At 46.6% G+C, this 16,828-nt stretch carries 22 protein-coding genes; all 22 read left to right on the forward strand.

The window, feature by feature from the left end:
* Positions 1 to 80: 80 nt before the first annotated feature.
* A complete protein-coding gene (gene rpoC, locus OX890_RS03185; RefSeq protein ID WP_006083606.1) occupies positions 81 to 4,298 on the forward strand; it encodes a DNA-directed RNA polymerase subunit beta' in 4,218 nt (1,405 codons plus the stop codon).
* Positions 4,299 to 4,477: 179 nt separating this feature from the next.
* Positions 4,478 to 4,852: a 30S ribosomal protein S12 gene (gene rpsL, locus OX890_RS03190; RefSeq protein ID WP_006083605.1), complete on the forward strand. Its 375-nt coding sequence runs from the start codon at positions 4,478 to 4,480 to the stop codon at positions 4,850 to 4,852.
* A gap of 81 nt (positions 4,853 to 4,933) precedes the next feature.
* The gene (gene rpsG / locus OX890_RS03195; protein WP_006083604.1) at positions 4,934 to 5,404 is read left to right on the forward strand and encodes a 30S ribosomal protein S7; all 471 of its coding nucleotides are present in this window, start codon (positions 4,934 to 4,936) and stop codon (positions 5,402 to 5,404) included.
* Positions 5,405 to 5,482: 78 nt separating this feature from the next.
* Positions 5,483 to 7,579 (forward strand): elongation factor G, encoded by a 2,097-nt coding sequence (gene fusA / locus OX890_RS03200; RefSeq protein WP_006083603.1) that lies wholly within the window; start codon positions 5,483 to 5,485, stop codon positions 7,577 to 7,579.
* A 72-nt stretch (positions 7,580 to 7,651) separates the two neighbouring features.
* Positions 7,652 to 8,836, forward strand: coding sequence for an elongation factor Tu (gene tuf / locus OX890_RS03205; RefSeq protein ID WP_006083602.1), 1,185 nt, complete (start codon positions 7,652 to 7,654; stop codon positions 8,834 to 8,836).
* Between the two features lie 335 nt (positions 8,837 to 9,171).
* On the forward strand, positions 9,172 to 9,483 hold the full coding sequence (gene rpsJ, locus OX890_RS03210; RefSeq protein WP_006083601.1) for a 30S ribosomal protein S10: 312 nt from the start codon (positions 9,172 to 9,174) through the stop codon (positions 9,481 to 9,483).
* 30 nt (positions 9,484 to 9,513) lie between these two features.
* Positions 9,514 to 10,152, forward strand: a complete 639-nt coding sequence (gene rplC, locus OX890_RS03215) for a 50S ribosomal protein L3 (RefSeq protein ID WP_006083600.1) — start codon at positions 9,514 to 9,516, stop codon at positions 10,150 to 10,152.
* Between the two features lie 17 nt (positions 10,153 to 10,169).
* Complete coding sequence (gene rplD / locus OX890_RS03220) at positions 10,170 to 10,775, forward strand: 50S ribosomal protein L4 (protein ID WP_006083599.1); 606 nt, start codon at positions 10,170 to 10,172, stop codon at positions 10,773 to 10,775.
* Positions 10,775 to 11,077, forward strand: coding sequence for a 50S ribosomal protein L23 (rplW, locus tag OX890_RS03225; protein ID WP_025008843.1), 303 nt, complete (start codon positions 10,775 to 10,777; stop codon positions 11,075 to 11,077). Before rplD ends, rplW begins: the two co-directional genes overlap by 1 nt.
* A 16-nt stretch (positions 11,078 to 11,093) precedes the next feature.
* A complete protein-coding gene (gene rplB, locus OX890_RS03230; protein ID WP_006083597.1) occupies positions 11,094 to 11,918 on the forward strand; it encodes a 50S ribosomal protein L2 in 825 nt (274 codons plus the stop codon).
* Between the two features lie 14 nt (positions 11,919 to 11,932).
* Positions 11,933 to 12,211 carry a 30S ribosomal protein S19 gene (gene rpsS, locus OX890_RS03235; RefSeq protein WP_006083596.1) on the forward strand — a complete coding sequence of 93 codons (279 nt, stop codon included), beginning with the start codon at positions 11,933 to 11,935 and terminating at the stop codon, positions 12,209 to 12,211.
* A gap of 15 nt (positions 12,212 to 12,226) precedes the next feature.
* The gene (gene rplV / locus OX890_RS03240) at positions 12,227 to 12,559 is read left to right on the forward strand and encodes a 50S ribosomal protein L22 (RefSeq protein WP_006083595.1); all 333 of its coding nucleotides are present in this window, start codon (positions 12,227 to 12,229) and stop codon (positions 12,557 to 12,559) included.
* Between the two features lie 9 nt (positions 12,560 to 12,568).
* Positions 12,569 to 13,261, forward strand: coding sequence for a 30S ribosomal protein S3 (rpsC, locus tag OX890_RS03245; protein WP_006083594.1), 693 nt, complete (start codon positions 12,569 to 12,571; stop codon positions 13,259 to 13,261).
* Positions 13,262 to 13,272: 11 nt separating this feature from the next.
* Positions 13,273 to 13,683: a 50S ribosomal protein L16 gene (rplP, locus tag OX890_RS03250; protein WP_006083593.1), complete on the forward strand. Its 411-nt coding sequence runs from the start codon at positions 13,273 to 13,275 to the stop codon at positions 13,681 to 13,683.
* Positions 13,683 to 13,874 (forward strand): 50S ribosomal protein L29, encoded by a 192-nt coding sequence (gene rpmC, locus OX890_RS03255; RefSeq protein ID WP_006083592.1) that lies wholly within the window; start codon positions 13,683 to 13,685, stop codon positions 13,872 to 13,874. The genes rplP and rpmC overlap by 1 nt, the downstream gene beginning before the upstream one ends.
* Positions 13,874 to 14,122, forward strand: coding sequence for a 30S ribosomal protein S17 (gene rpsQ / locus OX890_RS03260; protein ID WP_006083591.1), 249 nt, complete (start codon positions 13,874 to 13,876; stop codon positions 14,120 to 14,122). The genes rpmC and rpsQ overlap by 1 nt, the downstream gene beginning before the upstream one ends.
* Before the next feature lie 180 nt (positions 14,123 to 14,302).
* Positions 14,303 to 14,671 (forward strand): 50S ribosomal protein L14, encoded by a 369-nt coding sequence (gene rplN / locus OX890_RS03265; protein WP_006083590.1) that lies wholly within the window; start codon positions 14,303 to 14,305, stop codon positions 14,669 to 14,671.
* An 11-nt stretch (positions 14,672 to 14,682) separates the two neighbouring features.
* Complete coding sequence (gene rplX, locus OX890_RS03270) at positions 14,683 to 14,997, forward strand: 50S ribosomal protein L24 (RefSeq protein WP_006083589.1); 315 nt, start codon at positions 14,683 to 14,685, stop codon at positions 14,995 to 14,997.
* A 12-nt stretch (positions 14,998 to 15,009) separates the two neighbouring features.
* Positions 15,010 to 15,549: a 50S ribosomal protein L5 gene (gene rplE / locus OX890_RS03275; protein ID WP_006083588.1), complete on the forward strand. Its 540-nt coding sequence runs from the start codon at positions 15,010 to 15,012 to the stop codon at positions 15,547 to 15,549.
* A 10-nt stretch (positions 15,550 to 15,559) separates the two neighbouring features.
* Positions 15,560 to 15,865, forward strand: coding sequence for a 30S ribosomal protein S14 (rpsN, locus tag OX890_RS03280; protein WP_006083587.1), 306 nt, complete (start codon positions 15,560 to 15,562; stop codon positions 15,863 to 15,865).
* A gap of 24 nt (positions 15,866 to 15,889) precedes the next feature.
* Positions 15,890 to 16,282, forward strand: coding sequence for a 30S ribosomal protein S8 (gene rpsH, locus OX890_RS03285; RefSeq protein ID WP_006083586.1), 393 nt, complete (start codon positions 15,890 to 15,892; stop codon positions 16,280 to 16,282).
* A gap of 10 nt (positions 16,283 to 16,292) precedes the next feature.
* Complete coding sequence (gene rplF, locus OX890_RS03290) at positions 16,293 to 16,826, forward strand: 50S ribosomal protein L6 (RefSeq protein WP_006083585.1); 534 nt, start codon at positions 16,293 to 16,295, stop codon at positions 16,824 to 16,826.
* Positions 16,827 to 16,828: the final 2 nt, after the last annotated feature.

The following is a 16,828-nucleotide window of genomic DNA, read 5'->3' on the forward strand; positions in this document are numbered from 1 at the left end:
AGGCCTTTAGCCGCGTTTGGCAAACAGAATGGTGCTCCGTGCGAGCGGAGCACCCGGTTTAACTCCTTCAGGAGAGAAACGTGAAAGACTTATTAAAGTTTCTGAAACAGCAAAGCAAGACTGAAGAATTTAACGGCATCAAAATTGGTCTGGCATCGCCTGATCTGATCCGTTCTTGGTCTTTTGGTGAAGTTAAGAAGCCAGAAACCATCAACTACCGTACCTTCAAGCCTGAGCGTGAAGGTCTGTTCTGTGCGCGTATCTTTGGCCCAGTCAAAGATTACGAATGTTTGTGCGGTAAGTACAAACGTTTGAAGCACCGTGGTGTTATTTGTGAGAAGTGTGGCGTTGAAGTAACCCAAACTAAAGTACGTCGTGAGCGTATGGGTCACATCGAACTGGCTAGCCCAGTTGCGCACATTTGGTTCTTAAAATCACTACCGTCACGTATCGGCTTAATGCTGGATATGACGCTGCGTGATATCGAACGCGTACTGTATTTTGAATCATTTGTCGTGATCGAGCCTGGCATGACCAGCCTTGAACGTGGCCAAATGCTGACAGAAGAAACTTATCTGGATGCATTAGAAGAATACGGTGATGAGTTCGAAGCTAAAATGGGTGCCGAAGCAGTACTTGAACTGTTACGTGCTATCGATTTAGCGAAAGAAATTGAACAAATGCGTGAAGAATTGCCGTCAATCAACTCTGAGACTCGTCGCAAGAAAGTGACTAAACGTCTTAAGCTGATGGAAGCATTCTACACTTCAGGCAACAAGCCTGAGTGGATGATCTTAAAAGTACTGCCTGTGTTACCACCTGACTTACGTCCGCTGGTACCGCTCGATGGCGGCCGCTTTGCGACTTCAGATCTTAACGACCTGTATCGCCGCGTGATCAACCGTAACAACCGTTTGAAGCGTCTGTTAGATTTAGCTGCGCCAGACATTATCGTACGCAACGAAAAGCGTATGTTACAAGAGTCTGTTGATGCGCTATTAGATAACGGTCGTCGTGGTCGTGCTATTACCGGTTCTAACAAGCGTCCTCTGAAATCTTTGGCCGATATGATCAAAGGTAAGCAAGGTCGTTTCCGTCAGAACTTATTGGGTAAGCGCGTCGACTATTCTGGTCGTTCGGTAATTACCGTAGGTCCTACTCTACGTCTGCACCAATGTGGTCTTCCTAAGAAGATGGCATTGGAACTGTTCAAGCCATTCATCTATGGCAAGCTTGAAGGTCGTGGCTTAGCTACTACCATCAAAGCGGCTAAGAAGATGGTTGAGCGTGAAGTGGCGGAAGTATGGGACGTTCTGGATGAAGTGATCCGCGAACATCCAGTGATGCTCAACCGTGCACCAACACTGCACAGACTGGGTATCCAAGCGTTCGAACCAGTACTGATTGAAGGTAAAGCAATCCAGTTACACCCACTCGTTTGTGCGGCATACAACGCCGACTTCGACGGTGACCAAATGGCGGTACACGTACCGTTAACACTGGAAGCGCAGCTTGAAGCCCGTGCCCTGATGATGTCTACCAACAACATCCTGTCACCAGCTAACGGCGAGCCTGTTATCACACCGTCTCAAGACGTGGTATTGGGTCTGTACTACACCAGCCGTGAGCGTATTAACGGCCGTGGTGAAGGTATGGCATTTATGTCTGTTGCTGAAGTTGAAAAAGCTTACGCAACTGGCGCTGCTGAATTGCATGCCCGCGTTAAAGTACGTATCACTGAAACCATTATTGGTGACACTGGTGAACGTACTGAACAACGCCGTATCGTTGATACGACTGTGGGTCGTGCACTGCTGTCACTTATTCTGCCAGCAGGTTTGTCATTTGATCTGGTTAACCAGAACATGGGCAAAAAGCAGATCTCTAAACTGTTGAACACTTGTTATCGTCAACTGGGTCTGAAAGATACTGTTATCTTCGCTGACCAATTGATGTATACCGGTTTCCGTTTTGCAACCATCTCTGGTGCCTCTGTAGGTATCGATGACATGGTTATTCCAGACGAGAAATACACCTTAGTTGCTGATGCAGAAGCGGAAGTTCTTGAAATTCAAGAGCAGTTCCAATCTGGTCTAGTTACAGCCGGTGAGCGTTACAACAAAGTTATCGATATCTGGGCAAGTGCCAACGAAAAAGTTTCTAAAGCTATGATGGAAAACCTGTCAACTGAGACAGTGATTAACCGTGATGGTGTTGAAGAGAAACAAGCCTCGTTTAACAGCATCTATATGATGGCTGACTCAGGCGCTCGTGGTAGTGCCGCACAGATCCGTCAGTTGGCGGGTATGCGTGGTCTGATGGCTAAGCCAGATGGCTCAATCATTGAAACGCCAATTACCGCTAACTTCCGTGAAGGTCTAAACGTACTCCAGTACTTTATTTCTACTCACGGTGCGCGTAAAGGTCTAGCCGATACGGCATTGAAGACTGCGAACTCGGGTTACCTGACTCGTCGTCTTGTAGACGTTGCACAAGATTTAGTGGTTATCGAAGACGATTGTGGTACTCACGAAGGTCTAACCATGAAGCCGCTGATTGAAGGTGGTGATGTGGTTGAGCCGTTACGTGAACGCGTACTGGGTCGTGTGGTTGCGCTTGATGTGTTCTATCCAGGCACTGAAGACGTACTCGCACCACGTAACACGCTACTCGACGAAGCCTGGTGTGACAAGTTAGAAGAATATTCAATCGATGAAGTGATTGTACGTTCTGTTATTTCTTGTGATACCGATTTCGGTGTGTGTGCAGCCTGTTACGGTCGTGACTTGGCTCGTGGTCATATCATTAACCACGGTGAAGCAATCGGTGTTGTGGCAGCACAATCTATCGGTGAACCAGGTACACAGTTAACGATGCGTACGTTCCACATCGGTGGTGCGGCATCAAGAGCGTCTGCAGAAAACAATGTCCAAGTGAAAAACTCGGGTTCATTGAAACTGCATAATGCTAAGCATGTTACTAACAGTGACGGCAAACTGGTTATCGTTTCTCGTTCTTCTGAACTGGCCGTTATTGACGAGTTGGGTCGTGAGAAAGAGCGTTATAAAGTGCCATACGGTACTGTGCTCGAGAAGCTAGAAGAAGCAGCTGTTGAAGCGGGCGATGTTATCGCTAACTGGGATCCACATACTCACCCAATCATTTCTGAAGTGGCGGGTAGTATCAAGTTCGTAGACATGATTGACGGTGTCACTATGACACGTCAAACAGACGAACTAACGGGTCTGTCATCAATCGTGATCCTTGACGTTGGTCAGCGTGGTACAGCGGGTAAAGAAATGCGCCCAATGATCCGTCTGCTTGGCGCTAATGGTGCTGACTTGATGATCCCTGGTACTGAAGTACCAGCACAGTACTTCTTACCTGGTAGTGCGATCGTTAACTTGGAAGATAACGCGCAAATCAACGTGGGTGATGCTTTAGCTCGTATTCCTCAGGAATCGTCTAAAACACGCGACATCACCGGTGGTCTGCCACGCGTTGCTGACTTGTTCGAAGCGCGTAAGCCAAAAGAGCCTGCTATTCTGGCGGAAATCTCTGGTACCATCTCGTTTGGTAAAGAGACCAAAGGTAAGCGTCGTTTGGTGATTACACCTGCTGATGGCGGCGATCATTATGAAGAGATGATCCCTAAGTGGCGTAACTTAAACGTGTTCGAAGGTGAAAAAGTCGAACGTGGTGAAGTTATCGCTGACGGTCCAGAAGCGGCACACGACATTCTGCGTCTTCGTGGTATCCACAACGTAGCAAACTACATTGTGAACGAAGTACAGGACGTTTACCGTCTGCAAGGCGTGAAGATCAACGATAAGCATATCGAAGTGATCATCCGTCAAATGCTGCGTAAGTGTCTTATCACTTCTGCTGGTGACACTGACTTCCTCGAAGGGGAACAAGCTGAAGTGTCACGCGTGAAGATCGCTAACCGCGAACTGATCGCCCAAGGTAAAGTGCCTGCGACTTTCGAACGTGAACTACTGGGTATTACTAAAGCATCTCTGGCAACAGAATCCTTTATCTCAGCAGCATCGTTCCAAGAAACTACGCGCGTACTGACCGAAGCCGCCGTAGGTGGTAAGAGCGATCAATTACGTGGTCTGAAAGAAAACGTTATCGTTGGCCGACTGATCCCAGCCGGTACTGGTTACGCTTATCACAAGACTCGTAATGAAGCGCGTGCGAAGAAAAACGAACCTGTAGTAGTGAATAAGATCACTGCAAGTGAAGCCGAACAGAACTTGGCCGATCTCTTAAACCTGGCTGGTAGCCAAGATTAAGTAATCAGTTTGTTATAAAAAGGCGCCTATGGCGCCTTTTTTCTTGTAATATGCCGCAAAAGTTGGCTATTTCTTGACAGTCAGGCATTACCTTTCTAAAATTCCGCGTCCCACCATTGTGGGATATAGATTTTTCACACCTTATCGTTGAGTTTGATTCAACTGACTCGGAGCTATACATGGCAACTGTAAACCAGTTGGTACGTAAGCCACGCGCGCCAAAAGTCGACAAGACTAACGTGCCTGCGTTGAATGCGTGCCCGCAAAAACGTGGTGTTTGTACACGTGTGTACACAACTACCCCTAAAAAACCTAACTCTGCACTACGTAAAGTAGCTCGTGTGCGTCTAACTAACGGTTTCGAAGTGACTTCGTACATCGGCGGTGAAGGCCACAACCTGCAGGAACATAGCGTGATCTTAATCCGTGGTGGTCGTGTTAAAGACTTACCAGGTGTGCGTTATCACACTATTCGTGGCGCATTAGACTGTGCAGGCGTGACTTCACGTCGCCAAAGCCGTTCTAAATACGGTGCTAAGCGTCCTAAGTCTTAACTTATCCGTTAAGTAAGGCCAAGCTAGTTTTATTTTGAGAATTCCAGTTTTGGAAATCCCTGAAGCATACGGAGAATTGTTATGCCAAGACGTCGCGTTGTAGGACAACGTAAAATCCTACCAGATCCAAAGTTTCACAGTGAGTTGCTGGCTAAGTTCATCAACGTCATTATGCAAGACGGCAAAAAGTCGACTGCAGAAAAAATTATCTACAAGGCACTAGATGTTGTCGCTGAAAAGAAAAGCGAATCACATCTGACTATCCTTGAAGCAGCCCTGGACAACGTTCGCCCATCAGTCGAAGTTAAATCTCGTCGCGTTGGTGGTTCTACGTACCAGGTACCATGTGAAGTTCGTCCTGTGCGTCGTAACGCACTGGCGATGCGCTGGTTAGTTGAAGCTGCTCGTAAGCGTGGTGAAAAATCTATGGCTTTACGTCTGGCAGGTGAAATGCTGGATGCGTCTGAAAACAAAGGTACTGCTGTTAAGAAGCGTGAAGACGTGCATCGCATGGCTGAAGCTAACAAAGCCTTTGCTCATTACCGTTGGTAATATGATGGTGTGGGCTTAGGCCCACACCATAGTTGTTGATATTGCCAAGGCTTAGGTCTTGGTGGAGAGGGTATAATCGTGGCTCGTACAACCCCAATTGAGCGTTATCGTAATATCGGTATTTGTGCTCATGTTGACGCAGGTAAAACCACCACAACAGAACGTGTTCTGTTCTATACCGGTTTGTCTCATAAAATCGGTGAGGTGCATGACGGCGCCGCTACCACAGACTGGATGGTTCAAGAGCAAGAGCGTGGTATCACTATCACCTCGGCTGCGGTAACCACATTCTGGCGTGGTATGGATGCTCAATTCACTGAACACCGCATCAATATCATCGATACCCCTGGTCACGTTGACTTTACTATTGAAGTTGAACGGTCTCTGCGCGTCCTCGACGGCGCTGTTGTCGTTTTCTGTGGTTCATCTGGTGTTGAACCTCAGTCAGAAACAGTGTGGCGTCAAGCTGATAAATACCGCGTTCCACGCTTAGTATTTATCAACAAGATGGACCGTGCAGGTGCAGACTTTGAACGTGTAGTGAAGCAAATTAGAACTCGTCTTGGAGCCACTTGTGTGCCTATTCAATTGAATATTGGCGCAGAAGAAAACTTCAAAGGCGTGATCGACTTAATCAAGATGAAAGCAATTAACTGGAATGAATCAGACCAGGGTATGACTTTCACTTATGAGGAGATCCCTGCAGAGTTAGCGGCTAAAGCGGCTGAAATGCATGAGTATCTAGTTGAAGTAGCCGCCGAATCCTCGGATGAACTGATGGATAAGTACCTTGAAGAAGGCACGCTATCAGAAGACGAGATTAAAAAAGCGCTACGTCAGCGTACTATAAATAATGAAATCGTTTTAGCGACTTGTGGTTCTGCATTTAAGAACAAAGGCGTTCAAGCGGTACTTGATGCGGTTATTGAATTCTTGCCAGCGCCAATTGATGTGCCTCCAATTAAGGGCATCGATGAGAACGACCAAGAAGTAGAGCGCCCATCAGATGACAATGCGCCTTTTGCTGCATTGGCATTTAAGATTGCTACAGATCCATTCGTAGGAACTTTGACCTTTATTCGCGTGTACTCAGGCGTGCTCGAATCAGGTTCGGGCGTTTACAACTCTGTGAAACAGAAGCGTGAACGCGTAGGTCGTATGGTGCAAATGCATGCAAACGATCGTACTGAACTGAAAGAAGTCCGTGCTGGTGATATCGCAGCGGCGATTGGTCTAAAAGAAGTGACTACGGGTGATACGCTTTGTGATAACGATCATAGAGTGATCTTGGAACGTATGGAGTTCCCAGAGCCAGTAATTACCATTGCCGTTGAGCCTAAGTCAAAAGCCGACCAGGACAAAATGGGTATCGCGTTGCAAAAGCTTGCAGCGGAAGATCCATCATTCCGAGTTGAAACTGACGAAGAATCATCACAAACTCTGATTTCGGGTATGGGTGAGTTACACTTAGACATCATCGTTGACCGTATGCGTCGCGAATTCGGTGTTGAATGTAACGTAGGTAAGCCACAAGTGGCCTACCGCGAAACTATCCGAGCATCAGTAGAAGCTGAAGGTAAATTTGTACGCCAATCAGGTGGTCGTGGACAATTCGGTCACGTTTGGTTAAAACTAGAGCCTAATGAAGAAGGCGCTGGTTACGAATTTGTCAATGCAGTTGTGGGAGGTGTGATTCCTCGTGAATTCATTCCTGCGGTTGATAAAGGTATCCAAGAACAGATGAAGAATGGCGTTCTCGCTGGCTTCCCTGTGTTGGACGTGAAGGTCACTCTGTTCGACGGTTCATATCATGATGTGGACTCGAATGAGATGGCGTTCAAAATTGCAGGTTCTATGGGCTTCAAAAAGGGTGCGCTTGAAGCGAATCCGGCGTTGCTCGAACCTTGCATGAAAGTAGAAGTAACTACCCCTGAAAATTATATGGGTGACGTCGTTGGTGATTTAAACCGTCGTCGTGGCTTGATTGAAGGGATGGATGATGGCTTTGGTGGCATCAAAATAGTCCATGCTGTAGTGCCTCTTTCTGAAATGTTTGGTTATGCAACTGATTTGCGCTCTGCTACACAGGGTCGCGCTTCATACTCTATGGAGTTTTTGAAGTACTCTGATGCACCGCAAAACATTGCAAAAGCGATTATTGAATCTCGTAGCTAATATCCAGTTACGACATAAATGTTATTATGGTCCAGCACTGACTGGACTATTCTGAAAAGAAAGGAATATATCGTGGCAAAAGCTAAATTTGAACGTATTAAGCCTCACGTAAACGTGGGCACCATTGGTCACGTTGACCATGGTAAAACCACACTGACTGCAGCTATCTCTCACGTACTGGCTAAGACCTACGGTGGCGAAGCTAAAGACTTCTCTCAAATCGATAACGCTCCAGAAGAGCGTGAGCGCGGTATTACAATCAATACCTCTCACATCGAATATGACACGCCTTCACGTCACTACGCACACGTAGACTGCCCAGGCCATGCTGACTATGTTAAAAACATGATCACTGGTGCTGCACAGATGGACGGCGCTATTTTAGTAGTAGCTTCAACAGACGGTCCAATGCCACAGACTCGTGAGCACATCCTGCTTTCTCGTCAGGTTGGCGTACCGTACATCATCGTGTTCATGAACAAATGTGACATGGTAGATGACGAAGAATTACTGGAATTGGTAGAAATGGAAGTTCGTGAACTTCTGTCAGAATACGATTTCCCAGGTGATGACTTACCAGTAATCCAAGGTTCAGCTCTGAAGGCACTAGAAGGCCAACCAGAGTGGGAAGCTAAGATTATTGAACTGGCTAATGCACTGGATTCTTACATTCCAGAACCACAACGTGACATCGATAAGCCGTTCCTACTGCCAATCGAAGACGTATTCTCAATCTCTGGCCGTGGTACTGTAGTAACTGGCCGTGTTGAGCGTGGTATTGTTAAAGTGGGTGACGAAGTTGAAATCGTTGGTGTTCGCACTACGACTAAAACAACGTGTACTGGCGTAGAAATGTTCCGTAAGCTGCTTGACGAAGGTCGTGCTGGCGAGAACTGTGGTGTGTTATTACGTGGTACTAAGCGTGATGACGTAGAACGTGGTCAAGTATTGGCTAAACCAGGTTCAATCAACCCACACACCACTTTTGAATCAGAAGTTTATGTTCTGTCAAAAGAAGAAGGCGGACGTCACACTCCATTCTTCAAAGGCTACCGTCCACAGTTCTACTTCCGTACAACTGACGTAACCGGTACTATCGAACTGCCAGAAGGCGTAGAGATGGTAATGCCTGGCGACAACATCAAAATGGTAGTTACTCTGATTTGCCCAATCGCGATGGACGAAGGTTTACGCTTCGCAATCCGTGAAGGTGGTCGTACAGTAGGTGCTGGTGTAGTAGCTAAAATCATTGCTTAATAGCGATAGAGATTAGTTTGAAAAGGAAGCCTCGGCTTCCTTTTTTGTTTTAGGGGCTGGTTTTATCCACAAATTTGTGTAAAATGCTCGCCACTCTGAAGTTAAATAGTTATTTGATGACTATTTACACAGTGGGCTTGATATCCGGATTTAGATAGGTATAATGGCCCCCTCGTCGACCTAGGTTGACGAATTAAATGATTAGTCGCTTAAGTTAATCATTATCATAGCGGCTCCGATTGGGAGTCGAACGGTTAAATCATCTCGCTCTGCTTTTCTATATAGAAGAAGCTAGAGGGTGATTTTTTATATGTCCATTTTAGGAGCTCTGGTCAATGCAGAACCAAAGAATCCGTATCCGCTTAAAGGGATTTGATCATCGCTTAATTGATCAATCTACAGCGGAAATCGTTGAAACTGCTAAGCGTACAGGCGCTCAAGTACGTGGTCCAATTCCACTACCTACGCGTAAAGAGCGTTATACCATTTTGATCTCTCCGCACGTTAATAAAGATGCTCGTGACCAGTACGAATTACGTACACACAAGCGCCTGGTTGACATCGTAGAGCCAACTGAAAAGACTGTAGACGCGTTAATGCGTTTAGATCTTGCGGCTGGTGTCGACGTACAGATTAGCTTGGGTTAATTGAGATCCTAGTAAGAAGAGGTTTGAGAGATGGCTATCGGTCTTATTGGTCGTAAAGTTGGTATGACTCGCATCTTCACTGAAGATGGTGTTTCAATACCAGTTACTGTAATTGAAGTTGCAGGCAACCGTGTTACTCAAGTGAAAACTTTAGAAACTGACGGCTACCGTGCACTTCAAGTTACAACTGGCACCAAAAAAGCCAATCGCATCACTAAACCAGAAGCAGGTCACTTTGCCAAGAGCGGCGTTGAAGCCGGTCGTGGTTTGTGGGAAATGCGTTTGGTAGACGGTGAAGGCGAGGGCATTGAAGTTGGTGCTGAGCTAAATGTTGATATTTTCGCAGACGTAGCGAAAGTAGATGTTACTGGTCAATCTAAAGGTAAAGGCTTCCAAGGCGGCGTTAAGCGTTGGAACTTCCGTACTCAAGATATGACTCACGGTAACTCTTTGTCGCACCGCTCGAATGGTTCTATCGGTCAGAACCAAACGCCTGGTCGCGTATTCAAAGGCAAAAAAATGTCAGGCCATATGGGTGCCGAGCGTGTTACTACTCAAAATCTAGTTGTAGTTCGTGTAGATGTTGAGCGTAACCTGCTACTAGTCCGTGGCGCTGTTCCTGGCGCTACCAATGGCGACTTGATTATCAAGCCTGCCGTTAAAGCTTAAGGTCTGAGGAGATAGTAATGGAATTGGTATTGAAAGACGCGCAAAGCGCTCTTGAAGTTTCCGAAACTACCTTCGGCCGTGACTTTAACGAGGCACTGGTTCATCAGGTAGTTGTAGCATACGCTGCAAACGCGCGTCAGGGCACTCGTGCTCAAAAGACTCGTGCGGAAGTAACTGGCTCAGGCAAAAAGCCTTGGCGCCAAAAAGGAACTGGCCGTGCTCGTGCTGGTTCTGTTAAAGGCCCAATCTGGCGTGGCGGTGGCGTAACATTCGCTGCTAAAACCCAAGATCATAGCCAAAAAGTTAACAAAAAGATGTACCGCGGCGCGCTGAAAAGCATTCTGTCTGAATTGGTACGTCAAGAGCGTCTGGTTGTTGTTGAATCTTTCGGTGTTGAAGCTCCTAAAACTAAAGAGCTGAAAGCTAAATTGAAAGCAATGAACCTTGAAGACGTTCTGATTGTGACTGCAGAAGTTGATGAGAACTTATTCTTAGCAGCTCGTAACCTGTACAAAGTTGACGTTCGTGACGTAGCGGGTCTTGACCCAGTTAGTCTGATCGCGTTCAACACTGTGCTTGTGACTGCTGACGCAGTGAAGCAAATCGAGGAGATGCTAGCATGATGATCCGCGAAGAACGTTTGCTAAAAGTTATTCTCGCTCCACACATCTCTGAAAAGAGCACTGTGAACGCTGAGAAGCACAACACTGTTGTTTTCCGCGTAGCTATCGATGCAACTAAGGCTGAAATTAAAGCTGCTGTTGCTAAGCTATTTGAAGTTGAAGTTGATTCAGTTCGCACTTTAGTAAGCAAAGGCAAAACTAAACGCACTGGTGGCCGTACTGGTCGTCGTAGCGATTGGAAAAAAGCCTATGTAACTCTAGCTGCTGGTGCTGACATCGATTTCGTCGGCGGCGCTGAGTAAGCAAAGGAGAATTATCATGGCAGTTATTAAGTGTAAGCCAACCTCTCCAGGTCGTCGCCACGTTGTTAAAGTGGTGAACACTGACCTGCATAAGGGTAAACCCTTTGCTGGCCTGTTGGCGAAAAAATCTAAAAGTGGTGGCCGTAACAATACTGGCCGTATCACTGTCCGTCACGTAGGTGGTGGTCATAAGCAGCATTATCGTCTAATCGACTTCAAACGCGATAAAGATGGTATCCCTGCAAAGATTGAGCGTCTGGAATACGATCCAAACCGTACAGCTAACATCGCGTTAGTACTGTATGCGGATGGTGAACGTCGTTATATTCTTGCTGCCAAAGGCATGCAAGCTGGCGATAAGATCCAGTCTGGTGTTGCTGCCGAGATCAAAACCGGTAACGCTATGCCACTGCGCAACATCCCAGTAGGTTCTGTAGTTCACGCAGTTGAAATGAAGCCTGGTAAAGGTGCTCAGATCGCTCGTTCTGCAGGTGCTTATGTACAAGTTGTTGCTCGTGATGGCGCATATGCCACTCTACGTCTTCGCTCTGGCGAAATGCGTAAAGTGCCAGTTGATTGCCGCGCGACATTTGGTGAAGTTGGTAATGCCGAACACATGCTACGCCAGTTAGGTAAAGCAGGTGCTAAACGCTGGAGAGGCATACGCCCTACAGTGCGTGGTGTTGCAATGAACCCAGTAGACCATCCACACGGTGGTGGTGAAGGCCGTACTTCTGGTGGTCGTCACCCAGTGACTCCATGGGGTGTGCCAACTAAGGGTTATAAGACTCGTAGTAACAAGCGCACTGACAAGTACATCGTACGTCGTCGTAATAAATAGTAAGAGGATTCGCCATGCCACGTTCTCTCAAGAAAGGTCCCTTCATTGACCTGCACTTGCTGAAGAAGGTAGAGAAAGCGATGGAAGCCGGTGACAAAAAGCCTATTAAGACTTGGTCACGTCGCTCTATGATCATTCCAAATATGATTGGTTTGACCATCGCTGTCCATAATGGTCGTCAGCACGTTCCTGTGTTCGTAACTGACGAAATGATCGGCCACAAACTTGGTGAATTTTCACCAACTCGCACTTATCGTGGCCATGCCGCTGATAAGAAAGCGAAGAAGCGTTAATACGGGAGGAATAAGATGGAAGTTTTAGCTAAACATCGTTTTGCCCGTACGTCTGCGCAGAAGGCCCGTCTGGTTGCTGATCAAATTCGTGGTTTGCCTGTTGCTAAGGCACTCGAAATTTTGACTTTCAGCCCCAAGAAAGCCGCCGTACTGGTTAAAAAAGTACTTGACTCAGCTATCGCAAACGCCGAACACAACGAAGGCGCGGATATTGATGAGCTTAAAGTAGGAGCCGTCTTCGTAGATGAAGGCCCGACTATGAAGCGTATCATGCCACGTGCTAAAGGCCGCGCTGATCGTATCATGAAGCGTACCAGCCACATTACTGTGGTTGTATCAGATCGCTAGGAGAGAGCAATGGGACAGAAAGTACATCCTAATGGTATCCGTCTGGGTATCACCAAGCCTTGGATCTCTACCTGGTACGCAGATAAATCAGATTACGCAAGTAACCTGAACAGCGACTGGGAAGTGCGTAAGTTTCTTGTAGAGAAATTACAAGCTGCTTCAGTATCTAAGATTGTTATCGAGCGTCCAGCGAAAAGCATCCGCGTTACCATTCACACTGCCCGTCCAGGTGTTGTGATCGGTAAGAAAGGTGAAGACGTTGAAGTATTGCGTGCTGCAGTGTCAAAACTTGCTGGCACTCCTGCTCAAATTAACATCGCTGAGATCCGTAAACCTGAGCTAGATGCCAAATTAGTTGCTGACTCAATTGCACAGCAATTAGAGCGTCGCGTAATGTTCCGTCGTGCTATGAAGCGCGCAGTTCAAAACGCAATGCGTATTGGTGCTCAAGGTATCAAAGTACAAGTTAGTGGCCGTTTAGGCGGAGCTGAGATTGCGCGTGACGAGTGGTATCGTGAGGGTCGTGTACCTTTACATACTTTGCGTGCTGATATCGACTATTCTACATCTGAAAGTCACACCCAATACGGTGTGATTGGCGTTAAAGTTTGGATCTTCAAAGGTGAAGTTCTAGATGGAATGCTGCCACAGATTGAAGAACCGAAGCAGCAGCAACCTAAGCGCAAGCCTCGTGGTAAATAGGAGAGCCGGCAATGCTGCAACCTAAACGTATGAAGTTTCGCAAGATGTTCAAAGGCCGCAACCGCGGTCTAGCGAACGGTACCGAAGTTAGCTTTGGTACTTTTGGTCTGAAAGCAGTCGGCCGTGGCCGTTTAACTGCCCGTCAGATCGAATCTGCACGTCGTGCCATGACACGTCACATTAAGCGTCAGGGACAAATTTGGATTCGAGTTTTCCCGGACAAGCCGATTACCTCTAAGCCTCTTGAAGTGCGTATGGGTAAAGGTAAAGGTAACGTTGAATACTGGGTATGTCAGATTCAACCTGGTAAGGTTCTTTATGAGATGAATGGTGTTTCTGAAGTGATCGCTCGTGAAGCGTTTGCTTTGGCTGCTGCCAAGCTTCCAATTAAGACTACCTTCGTAACTAAGACGGTGATGTAATGAAAGCGAGCGAACTGAGAGAAAAAAGCGTTGAAGAACTGAACGCTGAACTACTTGGTCTGCTGCGTGAGCAGTTTAACCTGCGTATGCAACACGCCACTGGTCAGTTGACTCAGACTAATCAACTGAAATTGGTGCGCCGTAACATTGCGCGCGTTAAGACCATTATTACTTCTAAGGCGGGTGCATAATGTCTGATAAAATCCGTACTTTGCAGGGTCGTGTAACTAGCAACAAAATGGACAAGTCCATTACTGTTGCTATCGAACGCCAAGTGAAACACCCAATTTATGGGAAATACATTAAGCGTACGACGAAGATCCATGCACATGACGAAACTAATCAGTGCAATGAAGGCGATTTAGTAGCGATTCGCGAATGTCGTCCTTTGTCTAAGACTAAGTCTTGGACCCTGGTTGAAGTAGTATCAAAGGCCTAAGTTAATTAGGTATTTAGGTAAACGGCTCCAGAATGTGGGGCCGTTTGTTTTTTAATACTATACATTCCACTTTTATGGTGTTATATTTGCGCGCCATTTTTGACTAAATTAATAGCAAAAATGAGTGTTTTTATTGTCCCATAGTGGGAATTGTGTAGTAACGATAGCGGAGCACTTAAAATGATCCAAATGCAATCGACTCTTGACGTTGCTTGTAACAGCGGCGCACGCAGAGTTCAGTGTATTAAGGTCTTGGGTGGCTCTCATCGTCGTTATGCCGGTATCGGCGACATCATCAAAGTTTCTGTTAAAGAAGCGATTCCTCGCGCTAAAGCGAAGAAAGGCGATGTGTATAACGCGGTGGTAGTCCGTACTAAGAAAGGCGTACGTCGTCCAGACGGTTCTGTCATTCGCTTCGATCGGAATGCAGCTGTTCTTTTGAACAACAACCTGCAGCCGATTGGTACTCGTATCTTTGGACCAGTGACACGTGAATTGCGTAATGAGCAATTTATGAAAATTGTCTCGCTGGCACCAGAAGTACTGTAAGGAGCTTCAAAATGGCAGCTAAAATACGTCGTGAAGACGAAGTGATTGTATTAGCAGGTAAAGACAAGGGTAAACGTGCAAAAGTTTCTCAAGTCCTTCCTACTGGTAAATTGATTGTTGAAGGCATCAATCTTGTCAAAAAACACCAAAAGCCAAACCCACAATTGGGCGTAGCTGGCGGTATTGTTGAGAAAGAAGCACCGATACAAGCATCAAATGTAGCGATTTTCAACTCTGCCACTGGCAAAGCTGATCGCGTTGGTTTCCGCTTTGAAGACGGCAAAAAAGTTCGTTTCTTCAAATCGAACAGTGAACTCGTTAAGTAATTGGAGTAAACGATGGCGAAACTGCATGATAAATACCAAGAGACTGTTGTCGCTGAACTTGCTAAAAAGTTCGGTTATACCAGTGTCATGCAAGTCCCTCGGATTGAGAAAATCACCCTAAACATGGGTGTTGGCGAAGCTGTTGCAGACAAGAAAATCATGGACCATGCTGTCCGTGATATGACTGCAATCGCTGGTCAAAAACCAGTAGTGACTGTAGCTCGTAAGTCAGTTGCTGGTTTTAAAATCCGTGAAGGCTACCCTATTGGCTGTAAAGTTACCCTACGCGGTGAGCGTATGTGGGAATTCTTAGAGCGTTTAGTCGATATCGCAATCCCACGTATTCGTGACTTCCGTGGCTTAAGCGCTAAAGCGTTTGACGGCCGTGGTAACTACGCAATGGGCGTGCGTGAGCAGATCATCTTCCCAGAAATCGATTACGATAAAATCGATAAGATTCGTGGTATGGATATTGTTATCACTACTACTGCGAAGAATGATGAAGAAGGTCGTGCTTTGTTAGACGCTTTTAACTTCCCATTCAAGAAATAAGGGTAGCGTAATGGCAAAAACATCAATGAAAGCACGTGAAGCTAAACGTGCACAGCTCGTGGCCAAGTACGCTGAAAAGCGTGCGGCTCTTAAGACTATCATTGCAAGTCCAGCTTCTTCTGACGAAGATCGTTGGGATGCAGTACTTAAGCTGCAAGCTCTACCACGTGATTCCAGCGCTGCGCGTCAACGCAATCGTTGTAATCAAACTGGTCGCCCTCATGGCTTCTTACGTAAATTCGGCTTAAGCCGTATCAAATTACGTGAAGCAACCATGCGTGGTGAAGTTCCTGGCCTGCGTAAGGCCAGCTGGTAAGCACTTGTCACGGAGTAAGCTAATATGAGCATGCAAGATCCTATTGCGGATATGTTAACCCGTATTCGTAACGGCCAAGCTGCTAACCACGTATCGGTGAAGATGCCTTCAGCTAAGTTGAAAGTCGCAATTGCGAAACTACTTAAAGATGAAGGTTATATCGCTGATTACGCCGTAGCAGATGAAGCCAAGCCTGAACTGGAAGTTACTTTAAAGTATTTCCAAGGCCAACCAGTCGTTGAGACTATCCAGCGTGTAAGTCGCCCTGGTCTTCGTATTTACAAAGGTAAAAACGAACTTCCAAAGGTGATGGGCGGTCTGGGTGTCGCAATTGTGTCCACTTCTAAAGGCTTGATGACTGATCGTGCCGCCCGCCTTGCAGGCATGGGTGGCGAGGTTATCTGCTACGTAGCTTAAGGAGCTAGGAATGTCTCGTGTAGCAAAAGCACCAGTATCTATTCCAGCTGGCGTAGAGGTGACCTTGAACGAACAGACCCTTACCGTCAAAGGCGGAAAAGGTAGTCTGACTCGAGTGATCAACAATGCGGTCAATGTTGTTATTGAAGCTGGCGTAGTTAAGTTCCTCCCTGTTGAAGGCGTTTCTAACGCTTGGGCACAGGCTGGTACAACTCGTGCATTAGTAAACAACATGGTTGTTGGTGTATCTCAAGGTTTTGAGCGTAAATTAAAGTTAGTTGGCGTTGGTTACCGTGCGAAACTCGTCGGTTCTGACATTGACCTTACTTTAGGTTTCTCTCATCCGTTAGTACACAAACTGCCCGCAGGCGTTACTGCAGAGTGCCCTAGCCAAACTGACATCGTCCTACGTGGCGTTGATAAACAGTTAATTGGCCAAGTCGCTGCTGAGATTCGCGGATACCGTCCACCAGAGCCATATAAAGGCAAGGGTGTTCGCTATGACGACGAAGTAGTACGCCGTAAAGAGGCTAAGAAGAAGTAGGT

It is taken from the genome of Shewanella sp. DAU305 (genome assembly GCF_026802235.1).
Classification (GTDB): Bacteria; Pseudomonadota; Gammaproteobacteria; order Enterobacterales; family Shewanellaceae; genus Shewanella; species Shewanella baltica.

Bases quoted from the DNA above. Each gene is read 5' to 3' on its own strand.
- rpsL (WP_006083605.1), top strand. From the start codon at position 4,478: ATGGCAACTGTAAACCAGTTGGTACGTAAGCCACGCGCGCCAAAAGTC.
- rpsG (WP_006083604.1), top strand. From the start codon at position 4,934: ATGCCAAGACGTCGCGTTGTAGGACAACGTAAAATCCTACCAGATCCA.
- rpsJ (WP_006083601.1), top strand. From the start codon at position 9,172: ATGCAGAACCAAAGAATCCGTATCCGCTTAAAGGGATTTGATCATCGC.
- rplC (WP_006083600.1), top strand. From the start codon at position 9,514: ATGGCTATCGGTCTTATTGGTCGTAAAGTTGGTATGACTCGCATCTTC.
- rplD (WP_006083599.1), top strand. From the start codon at position 10,170: ATGGAATTGGTATTGAAAGACGCGCAAAGCGCTCTTGAAGTTTCCGAA.
- rplW (WP_025008843.1), top strand. From the start codon at position 10,775: ATGATCCGCGAAGAACGTTTGCTAAAAGTTATTCTCGCTCCACACATC.
- rplB (WP_006083597.1), top strand. From the start codon at position 11,094: ATGGCAGTTATTAAGTGTAAGCCAACCTCTCCAGGTCGTCGCCACGTT.
- rpsS (WP_006083596.1), top strand. From the start codon at position 11,933: ATGCCACGTTCTCTCAAGAAAGGTCCCTTCATTGACCTGCACTTGCTG.
- rplV (WP_006083595.1), top strand. From the start codon at position 12,227: ATGGAAGTTTTAGCTAAACATCGTTTTGCCCGTACGTCTGCGCAGAAG.
- rpsC (WP_006083594.1), top strand. From the start codon at position 12,569: ATGGGACAGAAAGTACATCCTAATGGTATCCGTCTGGGTATCACCAAG.
- rplP (WP_006083593.1), top strand. From the start codon at position 13,273: ATGCTGCAACCTAAACGTATGAAGTTTCGCAAGATGTTCAAAGGCCGC.
- rpmC (WP_006083592.1), top strand. From the start codon at position 13,683: ATGAAAGCGAGCGAACTGAGAGAAAAAAGCGTTGAAGAACTGAACGCT.
- rpsQ (WP_006083591.1), top strand. From the start codon at position 13,874: ATGTCTGATAAAATCCGTACTTTGCAGGGTCGTGTAACTAGCAACAAA.
- rplN (WP_006083590.1), top strand. From the start codon at position 14,303: ATGATCCAAATGCAATCGACTCTTGACGTTGCTTGTAACAGCGGCGCA.
- rplX (WP_006083589.1), top strand. From the start codon at position 14,683: ATGGCAGCTAAAATACGTCGTGAAGACGAAGTGATTGTATTAGCAGGT.
- rplE (WP_006083588.1), top strand. From the start codon at position 15,010: ATGGCGAAACTGCATGATAAATACCAAGAGACTGTTGTCGCTGAACTT.
- rpsN (WP_006083587.1), top strand. From the start codon at position 15,560: ATGGCAAAAACATCAATGAAAGCACGTGAAGCTAAACGTGCACAGCTC.
- rpsH (WP_006083586.1), top strand. From the start codon at position 15,890: ATGAGCATGCAAGATCCTATTGCGGATATGTTAACCCGTATTCGTAAC.
- rplF (WP_006083585.1), top strand. From the start codon at position 16,293: ATGTCTCGTGTAGCAAAAGCACCAGTATCTATTCCAGCTGGCGTAGAG.